This is a genomic window from Mumia zhuanghuii, from assembly GCF_042681565.1.
In the GTDB taxonomy this organism is placed as follows: domain Bacteria; phylum Actinomycetota; class Actinomycetes; order Propionibacteriales; family Nocardioidaceae; genus Mumia.
On record NZ_JBHUFT010000001.1, the window covers coordinates 571,613 to 587,476 of the forward strand.

Annotated in this window: 17 protein-coding genes and 1 tRNA gene; 12 read left to right on the forward strand and 6 right to left on the reverse strand. The window is 67.7% G+C overall.

Annotation, left to right across the window (positions count from 1 at the left end):
• Positions 1 to 68: 68 nt before the first annotated feature.
• The gene (locus tag ACFSDF_RS02775) at positions 69 to 470 is read right to left on the reverse strand and encodes a pyridoxamine 5'-phosphate oxidase family protein (protein ID WP_377156049.1); all 402 of its coding nucleotides are present in this window, start codon (positions 468 to 470) and stop codon (positions 69 to 71) included.
• A complete protein-coding gene (locus tag ACFSDF_RS02780) occupies positions 470 to 745 on the reverse strand; it encodes a chorismate mutase (RefSeq protein ID WP_208322299.1) in 276 nt (91 codons plus the stop codon). Before ACFSDF_RS02780 ends, ACFSDF_RS02775 begins: the two co-directional genes overlap by 1 nt.
• Before the next feature lie 151 nt (positions 746 to 896).
• Between ACFSDF_RS02780 and ACFSDF_RS02785 the strand changes: the two genes are divergently transcribed.
• Positions 897 to 969, forward strand: a tRNA-Thr gene (locus tag ACFSDF_RS02785).
• Between the two features lie 93 nt (positions 970 to 1,062).
• Here ACFSDF_RS02785 and ACFSDF_RS02790 read toward each other — a convergent pair.
• Positions 1,063 to 1,254, reverse strand: coding sequence for a tyrosine-type recombinase/integrase (locus tag ACFSDF_RS02790; RefSeq protein WP_167249291.1), 192 nt, complete (start codon positions 1,252 to 1,254; stop codon positions 1,063 to 1,065).
• Between the two features lie 361 nt (positions 1,255 to 1,615).
• Between ACFSDF_RS02790 and ACFSDF_RS02795 the strand changes: the two genes are divergently transcribed.
• Positions 1,616 to 2,062 carry an FCD domain-containing protein gene (locus ACFSDF_RS02795; protein ID WP_377156121.1) on the forward strand — a complete coding sequence of 149 codons (447 nt, stop codon included), beginning with the start codon at positions 1,616 to 1,618 and terminating at the stop codon, positions 2,060 to 2,062.
• Here the strand turns inward: ACFSDF_RS02795 and ACFSDF_RS02800 are convergent.
• A complete protein-coding gene (locus tag ACFSDF_RS02800; RefSeq protein ID WP_377156051.1) occupies positions 2,034 to 3,701 on the reverse strand; it encodes a subtype B tannase in 1,668 nt (555 codons plus the stop codon). The genes ACFSDF_RS02795 and ACFSDF_RS02800 overlap by 29 nt on opposite strands.
• A 248-nt stretch (positions 3,702 to 3,949) precedes the next feature.
• On the opposite strand from ACFSDF_RS02800, the gene ACFSDF_RS02805 reads away from it, so the two are divergent.
• From ACFSDF_RS02805 to ACFSDF_RS02850, 10 genes are all read left to right on the forward strand, one after another.
• Positions 3,950 to 4,942: an ABC transporter substrate-binding protein gene (locus ACFSDF_RS02805; protein WP_167249287.1), complete on the forward strand. Its 993-nt coding sequence runs from the start codon at positions 3,950 to 3,952 to the stop codon at positions 4,940 to 4,942.
• 46 nt (positions 4,943 to 4,988) lie between these two features.
• Complete coding sequence (locus tag ACFSDF_RS02810; RefSeq protein WP_182397130.1) at positions 4,989 to 5,822, forward strand: ABC transporter permease; 834 nt, start codon at positions 4,989 to 4,991, stop codon at positions 5,820 to 5,822.
• Complete coding sequence (locus ACFSDF_RS02815) at positions 5,819 to 6,604, forward strand: ABC transporter permease (protein WP_377156054.1); 786 nt, start codon at positions 5,819 to 5,821, stop codon at positions 6,602 to 6,604. Before ACFSDF_RS02810 ends, ACFSDF_RS02815 begins: the two co-directional genes overlap by 4 nt.
• Before the next feature lie 4 nt (positions 6,605 to 6,608).
• On the forward strand, positions 6,609 to 7,484 hold the full coding sequence (locus ACFSDF_RS02820) for an ABC transporter ATP-binding protein (protein ID WP_377156056.1): 876 nt from the start codon (positions 6,609 to 6,611) through the stop codon (positions 7,482 to 7,484).
• A 2-nt stretch (positions 7,485 to 7,486) separates the two neighbouring features.
• On the forward strand, positions 7,487 to 8,251 hold the full coding sequence (locus ACFSDF_RS02825; RefSeq protein WP_377156058.1) for an NAD(P)-dependent oxidoreductase: 765 nt from the start codon (positions 7,487 to 7,489) through the stop codon (positions 8,249 to 8,251).
• A 47-nt stretch (positions 8,252 to 8,298) separates the two neighbouring features.
• Positions 8,299 to 9,045, forward strand: a complete 747-nt coding sequence (locus ACFSDF_RS02830) for a PIG-L deacetylase family protein (protein WP_243845035.1) — start codon at positions 8,299 to 8,301, stop codon at positions 9,043 to 9,045.
• Positions 9,042 to 9,758 (forward strand): 4-carboxy-4-hydroxy-2-oxoadipate aldolase/oxaloacetate decarboxylase, encoded by a 717-nt coding sequence (locus ACFSDF_RS02835; protein ID WP_167249277.1) that lies wholly within the window; start codon positions 9,042 to 9,044, stop codon positions 9,756 to 9,758. The genes ACFSDF_RS02830 and ACFSDF_RS02835 overlap by 4 nt, the downstream gene beginning before the upstream one ends.
• Positions 9,755 to 10,831 (forward strand): 4-oxalomesaconate tautomerase, encoded by a 1,077-nt coding sequence (locus ACFSDF_RS02840; RefSeq protein WP_255490686.1) that lies wholly within the window; start codon positions 9,755 to 9,757, stop codon positions 10,829 to 10,831. Before ACFSDF_RS02835 ends, ACFSDF_RS02840 begins: the two co-directional genes overlap by 4 nt.
• A 32-nt stretch (positions 10,832 to 10,863) precedes the next feature.
• Positions 10,864 to 11,820 (forward strand): VOC family protein, encoded by a 957-nt coding sequence (locus tag ACFSDF_RS02845; RefSeq protein ID WP_167249275.1) that lies wholly within the window; start codon positions 10,864 to 10,866, stop codon positions 11,818 to 11,820.
• 106 nt (positions 11,821 to 11,926) lie between these two features.
• Complete coding sequence (locus tag ACFSDF_RS02850) at positions 11,927 to 12,598, forward strand: GntR family transcriptional regulator (protein WP_167249273.1); 672 nt, start codon at positions 11,927 to 11,929, stop codon at positions 12,596 to 12,598.
• Positions 12,599 to 12,664: 66 nt separating this feature from the next.
• Here ACFSDF_RS02850 and ACFSDF_RS02855 read toward each other — a convergent pair whose 3' ends face one another.
• Positions 12,665 to 14,293, reverse strand: coding sequence for a carboxylesterase/lipase family protein (locus ACFSDF_RS02855; protein WP_377156062.1), 1,629 nt, complete (start codon positions 14,291 to 14,293; stop codon positions 12,665 to 12,667).
• A 73-nt stretch (positions 14,294 to 14,366) separates the two neighbouring features.
• Positions 14,367 to 15,752: an alpha/beta hydrolase-fold protein gene (locus tag ACFSDF_RS02860; RefSeq protein WP_167249269.1), complete on the reverse strand. Its 1,386-nt coding sequence runs from the start codon at positions 15,750 to 15,752 to the stop codon at positions 14,367 to 14,369.
• Between the last annotated feature and the right edge of the window lie 112 nt (positions 15,753 to 15,864).

Below are 15,864 nucleotides of genomic sequence, written 5' to 3' on the forward strand. Positions count from 1 at the left end.
TTAACATGTCGTCCGGACATGGTGAAGCACCGAACATGTTTCCCGAGGGTGCTGCCGTGCCGTACGGGCTACGGCAAGCGGCCGAGGATGCGGTCGACGTCGACGAGGATCGTGACGCGGTCCGGGTTCTCGCGGGGCTGCTGATAGCGCTCGGCGTACCGGCGGACGGACTCGGCGATCTCGTCCGGGTCGCGGCTCACGCGGGCCACGCCCTCGAGGGTGACCCAGTAGCCGCGGTCGATGTGGCACAGCGCCACGCGTGCCCCGCCCTCGCCGGCAGCCTCGATGTTGCGGACCTTCGTGGAGCCGTCGCGTGTGATCACGCGTGCCGTCCGCGTCGCGGGATCGTACGTGACCCCGACCGGGACGACGTGCGGGGTGCCGTCCCTGCGGGGCGTCGTGAGCGTGGCGAGATGGCGGTCGCCCATGAAGGTGACCAGCGCCGGGTCGTCGTACGCGAGGCGCGGCATCAGCCTCGGAACGCCTCGTGGTGGCGGATGACCTCGGAGATGATGAAGTTGAGGAACTTCTCCGCGAACGCCGGGTCGAGATCGGCGTCGACCGCCAGGGCGCGCAGGCGAGCGATCTGACGGGCCTCGCGCTCGGGATCGGCCGGCGGGAGGTTGTGCTCGGCCTTCAGACGGCCCACCCGCTTGGTGCACCGGAACCGCTCGGCGAGGATGTGGACCAGCGCCGCGTCGATGTTGTCGATGCTCGCCCGCATCTCCTCGAGCTCGGTGATCACCGCCGGGTCGGGCGTGATCTGGGGCGTCGACTCGGGCGTCGGATCGAGGGGTTCGCTCACGCGACAGGAGTCTACGGCCCCCGTTTTGGGCCGCCCGAACCGTCTCGGATACACTCGTCATCGGCCAGCGGGCGATCCTCGCGAGGCCGTCGCCGCTTTAGCTCAGTCGGCAGAGCGTCTCACTCGTAATGAGAAGGTCGTCGGTTCGATTCCGACAAGCGGCTCAACTAGTAAGTCCAGGTCAGAGGCTGCTTCTGCAGCCTCTGGCCTGTTGGTTCCAGGCAAAAAATCCGGCCGGAGTGGCCATTCGAGTGGCCTTACTCATCATTGTCGCTCCCGAGCAGGTGCCCGAGCAGCTCCATGACCACGCGGGCCGGGACGCCGTGCTCGAGCATCAGGCTGGCCGCGGTGTGCCTGAGATCGTGTAGGCGGATCCTCCGGAGGCCGGCCCGCTTCAGGAGCAGCTGGAACGCGCGGTAGTCGCGAGCCCAGCTGCTACCGGCTGCCATCGGTCGTGAATTGAATCAGCAGTTCACAAGCGTGTTGCTTATCGGGCGGTTCGGAATTCGAATGTGATGCTTGCCGATTCGAACTTCCTTCACCGCGTGAAAGGGACCAAAGTTGTGAAGCACCGTCAAGGCCGGCGCAGGTGATCCTCGGCGCCGGGCACCCTGAGCACGAGGAGTGTGAGGGAAGGGAAGAGGCGGCGTCCATCGAGCGATCCTGGGGCAGTCCCCGACGTGATTCGAACGGCCGTCCTCGGCGCCGAGTTCGCCCCGGGCCAACGACTCGTCCAGGCGCTCCGCACTCCGCAATCTCGTGACCGAAGGACTCCTCGTGCGGATCGCCAACAGGGGAGCCCGCGTCCGGGTGGTCTCGTTGGGGGAGGCGACCGAGATCTGCGAGGTCCGCATGGTCGTCGAGGCGCTGTGCGCGGCGAAAGCTGCCGATCGCGTCGACGATGCCGCGAGAGCGCTCCTTCAGCAGATTGCGGCGGAGATGCGCATGGCGGTCGCTGCTGGTGACGTGTTCGGATACTCCGAGCTCAACCAACGACCACCGGGCACTGCGGGACCTGGCTGGCAACGAGCCGCGTCCGACGTGCTCGACCGCCTCCACGGGCGGCTCGTCCGCCACCAGTTTGGGCTGGCAACCCGCGGGCCGCGGGGGCAGCCGTGCGGCAGCACCTCGCCAGCGTCATCGAGTCCTTGGATCCTGCCGCCGACGCCATGGAGTGCACGCGCACGCCCGTCGCGAGACGGGCCGTGCGCGCGCCGAACGGATCCGTTCAGTGGCCGTGCGTCGTCGGCGCCTTGACCGGGCCCGCCTCCCTGAGGGCGCCAGCGATCCAGGCCATCGCCTCGGGTACGTCGTAGTTCCCGGCGTGCGGCTTGTCCCAGGCCAGCTGGTAGTCCACCTCCTTGACCGATCGGTCGGACTCGAGCGCGCTGTCCAGGTTGATCGACACCGTGAACGCCGTGTCCCGATCACGCGTTCCGTGCCGGACGTACCAGTACGGTGCCGTGTCGGCGTTCGTCCCGATGTAGTGCATCGGGTCGATCAGATCGACCTGCTCGTCGACGACCGTTCCTCGCTGCCGGAGGAAGCGGGCCCACGTCAGACCGGTGTCGTCCACTCCCGTGACGTCGCCGGCGATCGAGTTGTTGTTCCATGCGTACGCGGTGAAGTTGGAGTACACCTGTTCGTCGGTGCCGAAGAGGTTGGTCTCCCCGCCGGTCAGCCCATTGACGCCGACCTGGTCGAACGCTGGGGCCGGCTTGAGCGCCCGCTGCTTGACGACGAACGCCAGATACTTGGTCATGTCGATCGAGACGACCTTGTCCCGATCGTTGTCGACGTCGATCCAGTCGTTGACCAGCCCGACCGAGGGCACGGTCTCGCCCAGGTCGGGGACCACGTTGGTCGGGGCGGCCTTCATGAAGGTCTCGGCGGACCGGGCCACCTCGTCGCGGATCGTCTTCAGCATCGTGTCCGCCGTCAGCTTGCGACCGGCGGCGTCCCGCAGCCCCAGGCTCTTGAGGTACGCGGGGTAGTCGGCCGCGATCGCGGCACTCGTGGCCGGAGCGGGATCCTGTCTGGTGGTAGCCCGGGTCCCGAGTGTCGTGAAGAGCCACTCGTAGGCGATATCGGCGTTTCCGAGGTCCGTGATCGGGCAGTACGCGTTGGCCGCGAACACGTCGTCGCGGATCGTGCTGCGTCTCTTCGACGAGATCCCCGCCGCGCCGACGTCCGCGAGGTACGTGTCGTAGTCGCGGCTGTTTCCTGATGCGGCGAGTGCTGCGGTGAGAGCGCCGCCGCCGCTGGTGCCGTTGACGACGATCCGCTCGGCGCTGCCCGGCATGGCCGAATCGTTGAGACGCAGGTACCGCACCGCGGCCTTGGCGTCGACGACCGCCGCCGGCGACTTGCCCGGGTAGGTGCCGTCCGCGGCCACGATCCCGCGACTGCGGCTGGCGACGTCGACGAACACGTACCCGGCTTTGAGCGCCGCGCCAACGTTGCTCGCGGTCGAGTCGTACGCTGCGCCGTCAGTGACGCTGGCTCTGATGTAGCTGGCCATCCAGCCGCTGTTGTTGACGGCGAAGTAGATCGCCGTGCGGGGGTTCTCGGCTGACGACTCGGGCACGAAGACGTTCATGCTCTGGTAGCCGCACTCGGGATTCGCGATCTCTCGGCCGTTCTGGGTCTTGGCCATGAGGATCGGATCGGCGACGTAGCAGATCTCCCGGTACCAGCGGACCGCCATCGGCTGACCGTCCACCGTGACGGTGAGCTCGGTGTAGGCAGCCGGGTCGAAGGCGAGAGCACCATCCTCGGCATCTGACTTCGGGCTGCCCGGCGGCCCGTGGCCAGCCGATGCCGCCGCGGGGATCGCCGGAGACAACATCCCGCAGATCACGACGCCCGCTACGAGCGCTTGCTTCATCAAGGACATGAACCACTCCTGTCTGAGGAGGGCCGGTGGGGGCCCCGACCCGGTGTGACGCACGCTACATCGATAGATGATATTGGAGAAGAGATCGTCACCAATTTTGTCGAAAGAGCATCGCCGCGGGGCTTCGAATCAGAGTTGTTGTGAATATCGTCTTCACAATTGTTCACAATCTGAGGTACCGTGCCTCACGCCTCGCCCCGAGGCATCACGTCCGTCGGGCACAGTTGCCCGCTCCCCGAGGAGTGCTCATGCACCGGTTGTCCTCTCGCGGCTCGTCCCGCCGATCTCTGCGCCTGCTCGCCGGCGTCGCGCTCACCCTCTCGCTCGCTCTCTCGGCGTGCGGAGGCGGCGACGACGACTCGTCCGCCGACGCGGACGGGACGACGTCGGTGACGGTCGGGGTGATCCCGATCATCGACGTCGCCCCGATCTACCTCGGGATCGAGCAGGGCTTCTTCGAGGACGAGGGTCTTGATCTCACGCTCGAGACGGCCCAGGGCGGTGCGGCGATCGTTCCCGGTGTCGTGAGCGACCAGTTCCAGTTCGGCTTCAGCAACTCGATCTCGCTGATGGTCGCCAACACGCAGGGGCTGCCGCTCAAGGTCGTCAGCGCCGGTGTCACCTCCACCGGCGAGGTGGGCAAGGACTTCGGTGGTGTCATCGTCAAGAGCGACAGCGACATCACGTCCGCCGCCGACCTCGCCGGCAAGAAGGTCGCGGTCAACACGCTGAAGAACATCAACACCACCACCATCAACGAGGCCGTCCGGCAGGACGGTGGGGACCCGTCGTCGATCGAGTACGTCGAGCTTGCCTTCCCCGACATCGTCTCCGCGGTCGCCAAGGGGGACGTCGACGCAGGTCAGGTCGTGGAGCCGTTCCTCACGATCGCGACCCAGGGCGGCGACCGCCAGGTGAGCTCCAACTACGTCGCAACGGATCCCGACCTCGAGGTCGCGATGTACTTCACGACCTCGACGTACGCCGAGAAGAACCCCGAGGTCGTTGAGAGCTTCACCGCTGCGATGAACAAGTCGCTCGACTACGCCCAGGAGCACCCCGACGAGGTGCGCGACATCCTCGGCACCTACACCGAGATCGACCCGAAGGTCGCCGAGGCCGTCGCCCTGCCGCGGTGGTCGTCGACGCTCGAGACGGAGTCCATCGAGAAGCTCGCCGACCTCGCCGAGCAGGACGAGCTGATCACGAAGCAGCCGGACCTCGAGGCTCTGCTGCCGTGACCACCCTTCACCAGGACGACGAGCGCCGACCACCGGAGGTGACACCATGGGCGCCACGCTCACCGCCCCGTCGCAGACGGTGACCCGCCCGATCAGGACACGGCGGGCAGGCCGGCTCCGTGACACCGTGCTCGGCATCCTCGGGCTGGCGGTCGTCGTCCTGGTGATCGAGCTCCTTCCCCGTGTCGGCGTGGTCGACAGCCGCTTCTTGCCGCCGGCGAGCGAGATGCTGGCCACCCTGTGGGACCAGCTCGGAGAGCCCTCCTTCTGGACCGCGCTCGGCGACACCCTGCGCGGCTGGGCCATCGGGCTCGCGATCGCGATGGTGGCCGGAGTCGCTGTCGGCATCGTGGTCGGCAGCATCCCCCTGCTCCGTGCGATCACGGCCTCGACCGTGGAGTTCCTGCGCCCGATCCCGTCCGTCGCTCTGATCCCGCTGGTCGTCCTGATCTACGGCAGCCAGCCGCAGTCGGCGCTGATCCTCGTCGTGTACGCCTCGTTCTGGCAGGTGCTCGTCCAGGTTCTATACGGCGTGGCCGACGTCGACCCTGTCGTCCGCGACACCGCGCACTCGTATCGCTTCTCGCGTCGCGCGATCGTCCGCACCGTGATCTGGCCGACCGCGCTCCCGTACGTCGTCACCGGCTTCCGCCTCGCGGCTGCGGTCGCTCTGATCCTCGAGATCACCGCCGAGCTCATCATCGGCGTCCCCGGCCTAGGACAGCGCATCGGCGTCGCACAGAGCTCCGGCGCCGTCTCTTTGACGTACGCGCTGGTCATCGTCGTCGGGCTCGTGGGGATCACCGTCAATCTGTTCGCCCGTGTCGTCGAGCGCCGCGCCCTGCGATGGCACAGCTCGGTCCGGAGGGAGATCGCATGACCGTCCGCTCGCTCGCGCGCCAGGCCGCCCTGACCCTCGGCCTGCCGGTCGCGATGATCGCCCTGTGGTGGGTCGTCTCGGCCAACAGCACCAGCATCTTCTGGCCGCCGCTCTCGGAGATCGTCGAGGCATTTCCCGAGACCTGGACGTGGGACCGGATCGTCAACTCTGTCGTCCCGAGCGTCGTACGACTGCTCACCGGATACACGATCGCGGTTGTCGTCGGCGTTGCCGCCGGCACAGCGATCGGACTCTCGCGCAACGTCCGCGCCATCTGCGAACCGTCGATGGAGTTCTTCCGTGCGATCCCGCCGCCCGTCCTGGTGCCCATCATCGCCCTGTTCACCGGCTACACCGGCGCCACCGCGAAGATCGTCACGATCGCGCTGGGCTGCCTGTGGCCAGTCCTGCTCAACACTGTCGAGGGCGTACGGGGCCTGGACGAGGTTCAGCTAGACACCGCGCGATGCTACCGGTTCCGCACACGCTCTCGGCTGATCCATGTCGTGCTGCGCGGTGCGAGCCCACAGATCTCCACCGGAGCACGCCAGGCTCTCTCGATCGGCGTGATTCTCATGGTCGTGAGCGAGCTCTTCGGGGCCAACAGCGGGCTGGGTGCCGACATCGTGCAGTTCCAGCGCAGCTTCGCGATCCCGCAGATGTGGACCGGCATCATCATGCTCGGGCTTATCGGCGTCGTTCTCTCGGCCATCTTCCGCATCGTCGAGAACCGCGCGCTCGCCTGGTACTACGGCTTGCGACGCGCCGACCGAGGAGCGTGACCCCATGACCTTCTCCACACGCGGCGGCCCGACGTCGCCCGAGACCGTAGAGACGGGAACCACCGTGCCCCCATCGTCCCAGCCGCCCGTCGCGCTCGACGTCGACGGCCTGCGCAAGATCTACCGCAGCGACAACGGCGACGTCGAAGCCGTGCGTGACCTCACCTTCTCGGTGTCGCGCGGTGAGCTGGTGTGCATCGTCGGACCGTCCGGCGCAGGAAAGACGACGCTGCTGCGCTGCATCGCGGGCCTCTTGGACCTCACTGAGGGCAGCGTGACCCTCGACGGCCAGTCCGTCGACGGGCCGCCCGAAGGCATGGCAGTGGTGTTCCAGGAGTACGGACGCAGCCTCTTCCCGTGGATGACCGTGCGGCAGAACGTGGAGATGCCTCTGAAGGAAAAGGGCTCGCGTCGCGCCGAGCGCCGAGAGAAGGTCGACGCCGCCCTCGAGGCCGTGGGGCTTGCCGACGTGTCGACTGCTCACCCGTGGCAGCTTTCAGGAGGCATGCAGCAGCGAGTCGCGATCGCCCGCGCCGTCGCGTACGAGCCGAGCGTCCTGTTGATGGACGAGCCGTTCGCGGCGGTCGACGCCCAGACCCGTGCCGATCTCGAGGACCTTGTCCGCGAACTCTGGCGACGTCTCGGTGTGACGGTCCTCTTCGTCACCCACGACATCGACGAGGCCGTGTTCCTCGGTCAACGGGTGCTCGTGCTCTCCAACCGCCCCACCGTCGTCCTCGAGGACGTCAACGTCGACCTGCCCGACGAGCGCTTCCAGCTGGAGACCCGCTCGTCGCCTCGCTTCGCCGAGCTCCGTGCCCGCGTGTACGAGCTCATCCAGGCGGCGAAGAAGGGCGTCCGGTCGACCGCGGAGGTATGAGCGTGGCGACCGTCGCGGTTCTCGGGGTCGGAGAGGCAGGTACGGCGCTGGTAGCCGACCTGCTCGGCGCCGGGGTCACCGTCCGTGTCCACGACCCGGTGGTCGCAACCCCAGCGGGCGCGACCGGTTGCCGTGACGACGCCGACGCCGTCGCGGGTGCTGCGCTCGTGATCAGCGTGAACAGTGCCGCCGACGCCCTCGACGCGGCTCGGGTCGGAGGGCCGGCATGCGCGCCGGGCACCGTGTGGGCCGACCTCAACACCGCCTCGCCGCAGCGCAAGTCCGAAGTCGCAGACGTCCTCCCACCCGAGGTCCGGTTCGCCGACGTCGCGCTGATGTCGATCGTCCCCGGGCATGGAATTCGTACGCCGATGCTCGTGAGCGGCCCCGGCGCGGAGGCGTACGCCGCGTTCGTGCGACCGCTCGGCACGCAAATCGACGTGCTCGCCGGTCCGCCAGGAGTCGCTGCGCAACGCAAGCTCATGCGCAGCGTCTTCTACAAAGGAATGGCGGCGGCGGTCATCGAGGCCGTCGCCGCCGGCCGCGCCGCTGGACTCGAGGACTGGATCCGCGCCGAGATCGCCCGCGAGCTAGACCAGCTCAGCGCCGGCTCTCTTGACCGGTTCGAGAAGGGCAGCCGGGCCCACGCCGTCCGCCGGGCGCACGAGATGGATGCGGCCGTTCAGATGCTCGACACACTCGGTGTTCCGGGGCGGGTCAGTGCAGCGAGCCGCGACTGGCTGAACGATCTCAGATCACCACCATGACCCAGCACGTGCACTCAAGACCGTTGAATCTCCGGGAAAGGAACACCGTGTCTGTTGACACCGACCGCTCACCCCGCTCCACCCTCGTCATCACCGCCCACGCCGGCGACTTCGTCTGGCGTGCCGGCGGCGCGATCGCACTCGCGGCTTCCCGCGGCGAGTCGGTGACCATCGCCTGCCTGACCTTCGGCGAGCGGGGCGAGTCTGCTCGCGCCTGGCGCGAAGGACGCGCGCTGGACGAGATCAAGGCGATCCGTCGTGACGAGGCCGAGAAGGCCGCAGCGACTCTTGGCGCCGAGGTCCGCTTCTTCGATGCGGGAGACTACCCACTCATCGCGACCGCCGAGCTCACCGACCAGTTGGTCCGGCTCTACCGCGAACTCGCTCCCGACGTCGTCCTGACCCACCCGCTCGATGATCCGTACAACGCCGACCACCCGGCGGCCGCACGGATGGCGCTCGACGCTCGCGTTCTCGCGCAGGCCGTCGGCTATCCCGCCGATGGTGAGCCGCTCGGCGCGCCGCCCGTCTTCTACTTCGAGCCACACCAGCCTGAGATGTGCGGGTTCGTGCCCGAGGTCCTCCTCGACATCACGGAGGTTTTCGACACCAAGCGTGCCGCGATGGAGTGTCTGGCCGCGCAGCATCACCTCTGGGACTACTACACCGACCTCGCAAAGCGACGCGGCGTGCAGCTCAAGCGCAACGCCGGACCGAACCTCGGCCTGGCGAGCACCACGTTCGGCGAGGCCTACATGCGGCCTTTCCCGCAGGTGACGGACGTGCTCGCATGAGCGGCGTCATCGTGACCGACTGCCCTCGGCCTGACCCCGAGGATGTCGCGCGTCTGCGCGACTACGGCGTCGCCACGATCCACGAGGCGATGGGGCGCACCGGCAGCCTCGGCCCGGACCTGCGTCCGGTCCAGCAAGGTCTCACCATCGCCGGCGGCGCGGTGACTGCGCTGTGCTGGTCGGGTGACAACTTGATGATCCATGCCGCAGTCGAGCAGTGCGGACCCGGCGACCTGCTGGTGGTGGCAACCGCTGCCCCGAGCACCCATGGCATGTTCGGCGAGCTCTTTGCGACCGCGCTAGCCCACCGTGGCGTCGTCGGAATCGTCATCGACGCCGGCGTGCGTGACACCTTTGAGCTGCGTGCCATGGGTTTCGGTGCGTGGTCGCGGCACGTAAGCGCCGAAGGCACGGTCAAGGCGACAGGTGGATCGGTGAACGTCCCGGTGGTCCTGGCGGGCCAGGTCGTCGCGCCCGGTGACGTGGTCGTGGCCGACGACGACGGTGTCGTGCGCGTCCCGCTGGCCGACGTTCGCACGACGATCGAGGCCTGCGAGGCGCGGCTCGCGAAGGAGGCAGCCTCGCGCGCAGCGTTCGGTCGGGGTGAGCTCGGCCTGGACCGGTACGACCTGCGCGAGCTTCTGAACCGGCTCGGAGTCGTCTACCGCACGCATGAGGAGCAGACCGCGCCTAGCACCGAGGGCGCACCGTGACGAGCGGAGTCCGGTGTGCACTCATGCGAGGCGGCACCTCGAAGGGCGGCCTATTTCTCGCTGAAGACCTTCCGGCGGACGTCGCTGCACGTGATGCCCTTCTTCTGCGCGTCATGGGCAGCCCTGACCCGCGCCAGATCGATGGGCTCGGGGGGGCGCACCCGTTGACCAGCAAGGTTGGCGTGGTGTCACGTTCTGACGAACCCGGCATCGACGTCGACTACCTATTCCTGCAGGTTGTCGTCGATGCGCCGGTCGTGTCCACCTCCCAGACCTGTGGCAACATCCTTGCCGCCGTCGGTCCGTTCGCGGTCGAGCGTGGCCTCGTCCTCGCGCGAGACGGCGTGACGGAGGTGCGGGTGCGGATGGTGAACAACGACGGTCGCGCGACCCTCCATGTCCGTACCCCTGGCGGTGTCGTCACGTACGACGGAGACACGGAGCTCGCCGGCGTGCCGGGCACTGCGGCACCGGTGGAGATCGACCTTCAGGCGCTGACGGTGCCGCTGCTGCCGACCGGCCACCTGACTGATGAGCTTGCCGGCGTGACGGTGACCTGCATCGACAACGGGATGCCGTCGGTCATCGTCCGCGCCGGCGACCTCGGGTGTACCGGCGCGGAGTCCCCGGACGCTCTCGAGTCCGACGTAGCGCTCGTCGCGCGAATCGGTCGGATCCGCGCCGAGGCCAGCGCCGCGATGGGACTTCCGTCCGACCTGGCCACGTCCACCGTGCCGAAGGTCGTGCTGGTTTCTCCGCCCGAGGGCGGTGGCACTCTGCAGACCCGGAGCTTCATCCCGCACCGCGTGCACCAGGCGATCGGGGTCCTCGGCGCCGCCACCGTCGCTGCGGCCGCCGCTCTTCCCGGGACGGTCGCCCACGAGCTCGCTGCTGGCCCGGCCCCCGGCCGTCCACTCCGGATCGAGCACCCCACCGGCTTCCTCGACGTCGCGGTCGCGTCCGGCAACGACACCGAAGACCTCACGCCGTCAGTCGCCCGGACGACGATCGTCCGCACTGCGCGGATGCTGATGGACGGCACCGTCTACGCCGGGCCCGCCCGCGCCCTGTGACAACGAACCATCGAGACCACAAGGAGACCACCATGCCGGCACCGATGGGCGACATCGCCCACCTCGGCCATGTCGAGCTGCTCACGCCCGACCTCGACGGAACTGTCTGGTTCTTCACCGAGATCCTCGGCCTGACCGAGTCCTCCCGTGATGCGGGCTCGGCGTACCTGCGGACCTTCGACGACTACGAGGAGACGAGCATCGTGGTCACCTCGAACAAGACGCCCGGCCTCGGCCGTACAGCCCTGCGCGCTTCGAGCGAGGAAGCGCTTCAGCGGCGCGTCCGCGCGATCGAGGCGTCGGGCGGTGTGGGCCGTTGGGAGGAAGGCCGTGCGGGCACCGGACGGACGTACGTGACGACCGACCCCGACGGCCACGAGATCGGGCTGTACTACGAGACCAGGTGGTACGAGGCCCCGCCCGAGCTTGCGCCGGGCCTCAAGAACCAGCCGCAAGCGAAGCCTCGCCAAGGAGTTGGTGTTCGTCGGCTCGACCACGTGAACTTCCTGGCCGCATCGGTCCTCCCCAACGCCGAGTTCATCGGCGACGTCCTGGGTGCCCGTCCCACCGAGCAGATCCAGCTCGACACCGGCAAGATCGCCGCCCGGTGGCTCACTTTCAACAACAAGTCGTACGACCTCGTCTACACCGAGGACTGGTCCGGCTCGTCAGGCCGGTTGCACCACATCGCCTTCGCCACCGATACACGTGAAGACATCTTGCGCGCCGCCGACCTGTGCCTCGACAACGGCGTGTTCATCGAGACCGGGCCGCACAAGCACGCGATCCAGCAGACGTTCTTCCTGTACGTCTACGAACCCGGCGGTAACCGCATCGAGCTCTGCAACCCGCTGACGCGGCTGGTGCTCGCGCCGGACTGGTCCTTGATCACCTGGACGGAGAAGGAGCGCGCGAAGGGGCAAGCGTGGGGCCTGAAGACGATCCAGAGCTTCCACACCCACGGCACACCGCCGCTGCCAGAAGCATGACGTCGACATGCTCGAGGCAGGGCCGCGCCACCCCTCGCCTAACCTATGATCTGTGTCAATATTGTCGGCAATCCGGGACCGGCGCAGGGATAGAGGGAGGTCGCTCATGGCGGCAGGCAACCAGCGTCCGACGAGTGATCCCCAGGTCGTGACGGCGGCGATCCGCGACGCGATCCTTGGGGCGGACTTCGTTCCCGGCCAGCGGCTCGTCGAAGCAGACCTCTCCGAGCAGTTCCACGCGAGCCGCGCGGCCGTCCGTGCGGCGCTCTTCAGCCTTGCGACCGAGGGGCTCGTCGAGCGGATCGCAAACCGTGGCGCACGGGTGAGGGTCATCTCGCTCGACGAAGCGACTGAGATCTACGAGGTACGGATGGTGGTCGAGGCGCTCTGTGCGGCGAAGGCCGCCGAGCGGGTCGACGACGAGGCGATCGTGATGCTCCGGCAGATCGGCACGGACATGCGTACGGCGGTGGCCTCTGGTGACGTGTTCGGATACTCGGCTCTCAACCAGCGGCTCCACCAGGCGCTGCGCGACCTCAGCGGGCAGCACACAGCAGCCGACGTCCTCGACCGCCTGCACGGCCAGCTGGTCCGTCACCAGTTCAAGCTCGCCACCAAGCCCGGCCGCCCGCAGGTCTCCATCGTGGAGCACCTGGAGATCATCGAGGCGGTCTGCGCACGTGATCCCGACGCCGCTTCGGCTGCCGTGCGACGGCACCTTGAAAGTGTCATCGACGCGATGCGTCAATCGGCGGCGCAAGAAGCTGCAGCGGTGTGACGCCGCGGCGAACCGCCGCCCGGACAGCCCCTACGGCATCCGGACGGCGGTCGCGAGGTCGTACGGTCAGGCTGCCGGGCTCACCTCGTCCCAGAGCTCGCACTTGTGCGAAGCCTCGATATCGGTGCTCGAGACCTCAGCGGCGCTCGGAGCGACGAACTGGAGCTGGTTCCCTTCGACGCGGTAACGCGGCCAGTCAGGTGCATGCCGGACGTCGGGATCCCCGTCCTCGGCAAAGCTCGCCCAGTAGCTGATCATCTGGTTCGACAGGTCGACCTGATCGGTGCTGAACGGCAGCGCGGTGCCGAGGTAGTCCCACAGATACCCGAGATCGTTCACGTGGGTGGCACCGAACGGATAGTCGGTGTTCAGGCGCCAGATCGAGGTGAACGGAGGCCCGTCCTTCTCGGCGAACTCGTACGCGTACGTGCGGGTGTCCGCGGCGAACCGGTTGCGTTGCGTCTGATCGGTGCAGGCGCGTTCGTCGCTCTGGATCGCGCCCCACGCGACGGTCGGCGAGTGGTAGTCCCCGACGTCGTACGCGGCCTTGACCGCATCGGCTCCGTCCTCGTAGGTCGAGTCGATCAGGTCCGACACCTGCTCCTCGGTGAGCGGGTTTCCGCGATAGTCGTACTGCCCGAACACGGACTGCTGGCGCTCGTCGGAGGTACCCCCGATGATGACAGGCAGGTTCGTGAGCCTGCCGGCCTTCAACAGCTCGAACGGGTCCTCGGGCAGCACGCGGGTGCCGTACACCGAGGCGCTTTGTCCGACCTTCTGCTGTGCCGCAAGCACCTCGGCCGGGCTCTTCGAGCGCAGACACGCGGTCTGGCCCGCACCCGTGGCGCAGCCGAGCTCGGCCGCGAACCTGTCGCCGCTGGTCGCAGCGGCCTCCTGGGTGCGCGCGGGTGAGTTGCAGCCGCCGCTCTGGAGAATGACCCGGTCGAACAGACCCTTCGCACCGGGTGAGGCGAGCTGGGTGCAGGTGTTGCGTGCGCCTGCGGACTGACCGGCGAGCGTGACGTTGTCGGGGTCACCGCCGAAGGAGCGGATGTTCTTCTGAACCCACTTGAGCGCTGCCTGCTGGTCGAGGATCCCGAAGTTGCCGGCGGCACCGTCGCGGTTGTCCTGGTTGATGCCGTTGGTGTAGAGCCAGCCCATCGCCCCGAGGCGGTAGTTGATGGTCACGAAGACGACGTCTTGCTTCGTGACGAACTTGTCGGGGTTCGTGTCGCGTCCCGCGCCGCCGGTGTTGCCGCCGCCGTGGTTCCAGACGAAGACGGGGAGCTTCTTCTTCGAGCTGTTCGTGGGGCGGTAGACGTTGAGGTAGAGGCAGTCCTCGGTCAACGTCACTTCTTCGTACCCCGGATCCCAGCCGCTGCCCTGGACGCAGGAGCCGCCGAACTCGGTGGCGTCCCTGACGCCGCGCCACGACTCGGCGCTCTGTGGCGCCTTCCACCGCAGGTTGCCGACGGGTGGCTCGGCGTACGGGATGCCTTTGAACGAGGTGACCATGGACTTGGCCTCACCCCGGACCTGTCCCTTGTCGGTGCGAACCACCGGATACTGGCCCGCGTACTCGCCGCCGTCGTCGTGGCGGATCGTGGTGACGACCCCTGATGCGGCTGGAATACCGACGGCGACGAGCGCCGCGCCGGAGACCGCTGCGAGCAGTGTTGAGTGGAGTCTTCTCATGGATGCTTCCTCTCTACTGGTGGTCTTGGTCCCGAGAGCCGTGCCGCCATCGGCACGAGATCGTGGAGTCGCGTCAGCCCTCCCATGACGCGAAGGGCTGCGGCAGGAAGGCGACGCGGGTGACGAAGTCCTTGAGCAGGAGCCGCCACACGTTCCAGTTGTGGCCGCCGTGGACGAAGTCGGGCGTCACCGGGACGCCCGCGTCGACGAAGGTCGAGACTTCCATCGCGGGCCCCGTGTGGAAGTTGTTGAAGCCCTTGGCGAAGATGACGTCCTGCCATCCGGCGCCGATGAAGACCGAGACCTTCTTCAGCGCGGTGACTTGCTCGTCCGAGAGCGTCTGCCCGGGAGCCAGGCCGGCGCTCATCATGCCGTAGTAGCCGAACTGCTCGGTGTCGTTCAGCATCAGGTGGTTGGTGATGCGGCCACCTGCCGAGAGTCCCGAGAAGGCGCGGTCGGCGGCGGTTGTTGAAACGTGATAGCGATCTTCGACCCACGGGATGATGCGGTCGATGAGGTCTGATCGGAAGGCGGCGTTGTCGGTCGATGCCGGGTAGCCGTTGGCGTTCGGCATGACGACTACCATCGGGACGACCTCGCCGGTGGCGATGAGGTTGTCCATGATGTTCTTGACGTCACCCTGTGTGCTCCACCCCATCTCGTTCTCCCCTCCGCCGTGATTGAGGTAGAGCGTCGGATACGGCTCGGAGCGGCGCGGGTCGTAGGACGGCGGGGTGTAGACCACGAGCCGGTTCTCGTCGACCGGCGTGACGTGTCCGGGCGAGCTGTACGTGGCGATGCGCAGCTTGCCCTGCTTCTTCGCCGGCGCCTGCCATGAGTAGTCGACGGTGCCGAAGCGGCTGTCGGAGGGCACATAGACCTGGCTGTTGGGGACGGCGGATCCCGTCACGGTGTCGTTCTTCTCGTTCCACGGTGCGTTGCTCGGGTCAGAGACCGGGGTGCACCCAGCACCGTTGTCCGTCGGGCAGTCGACGAAGAAGGCGTAGGTGAAGACGCCGGACGGCAGAGGAGTCGTGAAGGTCCAGACGCCGTTGCGTTCCTTCGCCATGTCGTTGACCGGGAAGTTCGGGTCGGTCGAGTTCGGGTAGGGCATCGGGGCGTCGCCAGGCCGCCAGTCGAGGGGCAGGATGCCTTGCGACTCCACCGTGTGGTCTGGCGTGCTCGCGACCTGCGGGAGGGCGCTCGGTCGGACGAAGGACCACTCGCCCTTGATCTGCACCCGTGATGCTGTCGGGGCGTAGTAGCGGAAGGTCACCGAGTAGCCGGTGGGCGCCTTGCCGGTGTGCTTGAGGACGGGGCTGGTGCCAAGGCGTCGGTCGTGGCCGCCGCGGTCCGCAGGGGTCGCTGCATGTCCCGCGACGACGACGGTCAGCGCGCTGGCGCCGAGGATGGCCGCCGCGGCGCGAAGTCCGTTGCGCCAGAAGGAGCTGGTCGACATCGTTCTGCCTCTCGGTGGTGTGCCGATGGACGCGTACGTGATGTACGCCACGTAAACGGGAAGTTAGGCGGCTCTGATGTGGCCGTCAAACCGTGAAGTCTGCAGAGCGGTA

What these genes read in the sequence shown, in the direction of transcription:
- ACFSDF_RS02775 (WP_377156049.1), bottom strand. Translation starts at nt 470, where the DNA reads ATGCCGCGCCTCGCGTACGACGACCCGGCGCTGGTCACCTTCATGGGC.
- ACFSDF_RS02790 (WP_167249291.1), bottom strand. Translation starts at nt 1,254, where the DNA reads ATGGCAGCCGGTAGCAGCTGGGCTCGCGACTACCGCGCGTTCCAGCTG.
- ACFSDF_RS02800 (WP_377156051.1), bottom strand. Translation starts at nt 3,701, where the DNA reads ATGTCCTTGATGAAGCAAGCGCTCGTAGCGGGCGTCGTGATCTGCGGG.
- ACFSDF_RS02805 (WP_167249287.1), top strand. Translation starts at nt 3,950, where the DNA reads ATGCACCGGTTGTCCTCTCGCGGCTCGTCCCGCCGATCTCTGCGCCTG.
- ACFSDF_RS02810 (WP_182397130.1), top strand. Translation starts at nt 4,989, where the DNA reads ATGGGCGCCACGCTCACCGCCCCGTCGCAGACGGTGACCCGCCCGATC.
- ACFSDF_RS02815 (WP_377156054.1), top strand. Translation starts at nt 5,819, where the DNA reads ATGACCGTCCGCTCGCTCGCGCGCCAGGCCGCCCTGACCCTCGGCCTG.
- ACFSDF_RS02820 (WP_377156056.1), top strand. Translation starts at nt 6,609, where the DNA reads ATGACCTTCTCCACACGCGGCGGCCCGACGTCGCCCGAGACCGTAGAG.
- ACFSDF_RS02835 (WP_167249277.1), top strand. Translation starts at nt 9,042, where the DNA reads ATGAGCGGCGTCATCGTGACCGACTGCCCTCGGCCTGACCCCGAGGAT.
- ACFSDF_RS02845 (WP_167249275.1), top strand. Translation starts at nt 10,864, where the DNA reads ATGCCGGCACCGATGGGCGACATCGCCCACCTCGGCCATGTCGAGCTG.
- ACFSDF_RS02850 (WP_167249273.1), top strand. Translation starts at nt 11,927, where the DNA reads ATGGCGGCAGGCAACCAGCGTCCGACGAGTGATCCCCAGGTCGTGACG.
- ACFSDF_RS02855 (WP_377156062.1), bottom strand. Translation starts at nt 14,293, where the DNA reads ATGAGAAGACTCCACTCAACACTGCTCGCAGCGGTCTCCGGCGCGGCG.
- ACFSDF_RS02860 (WP_167249269.1), bottom strand. Translation starts at nt 15,752, where the DNA reads ATGTCGACCAGCTCCTTCTGGCGCAACGGACTTCGCGCCGCGGCGGCC.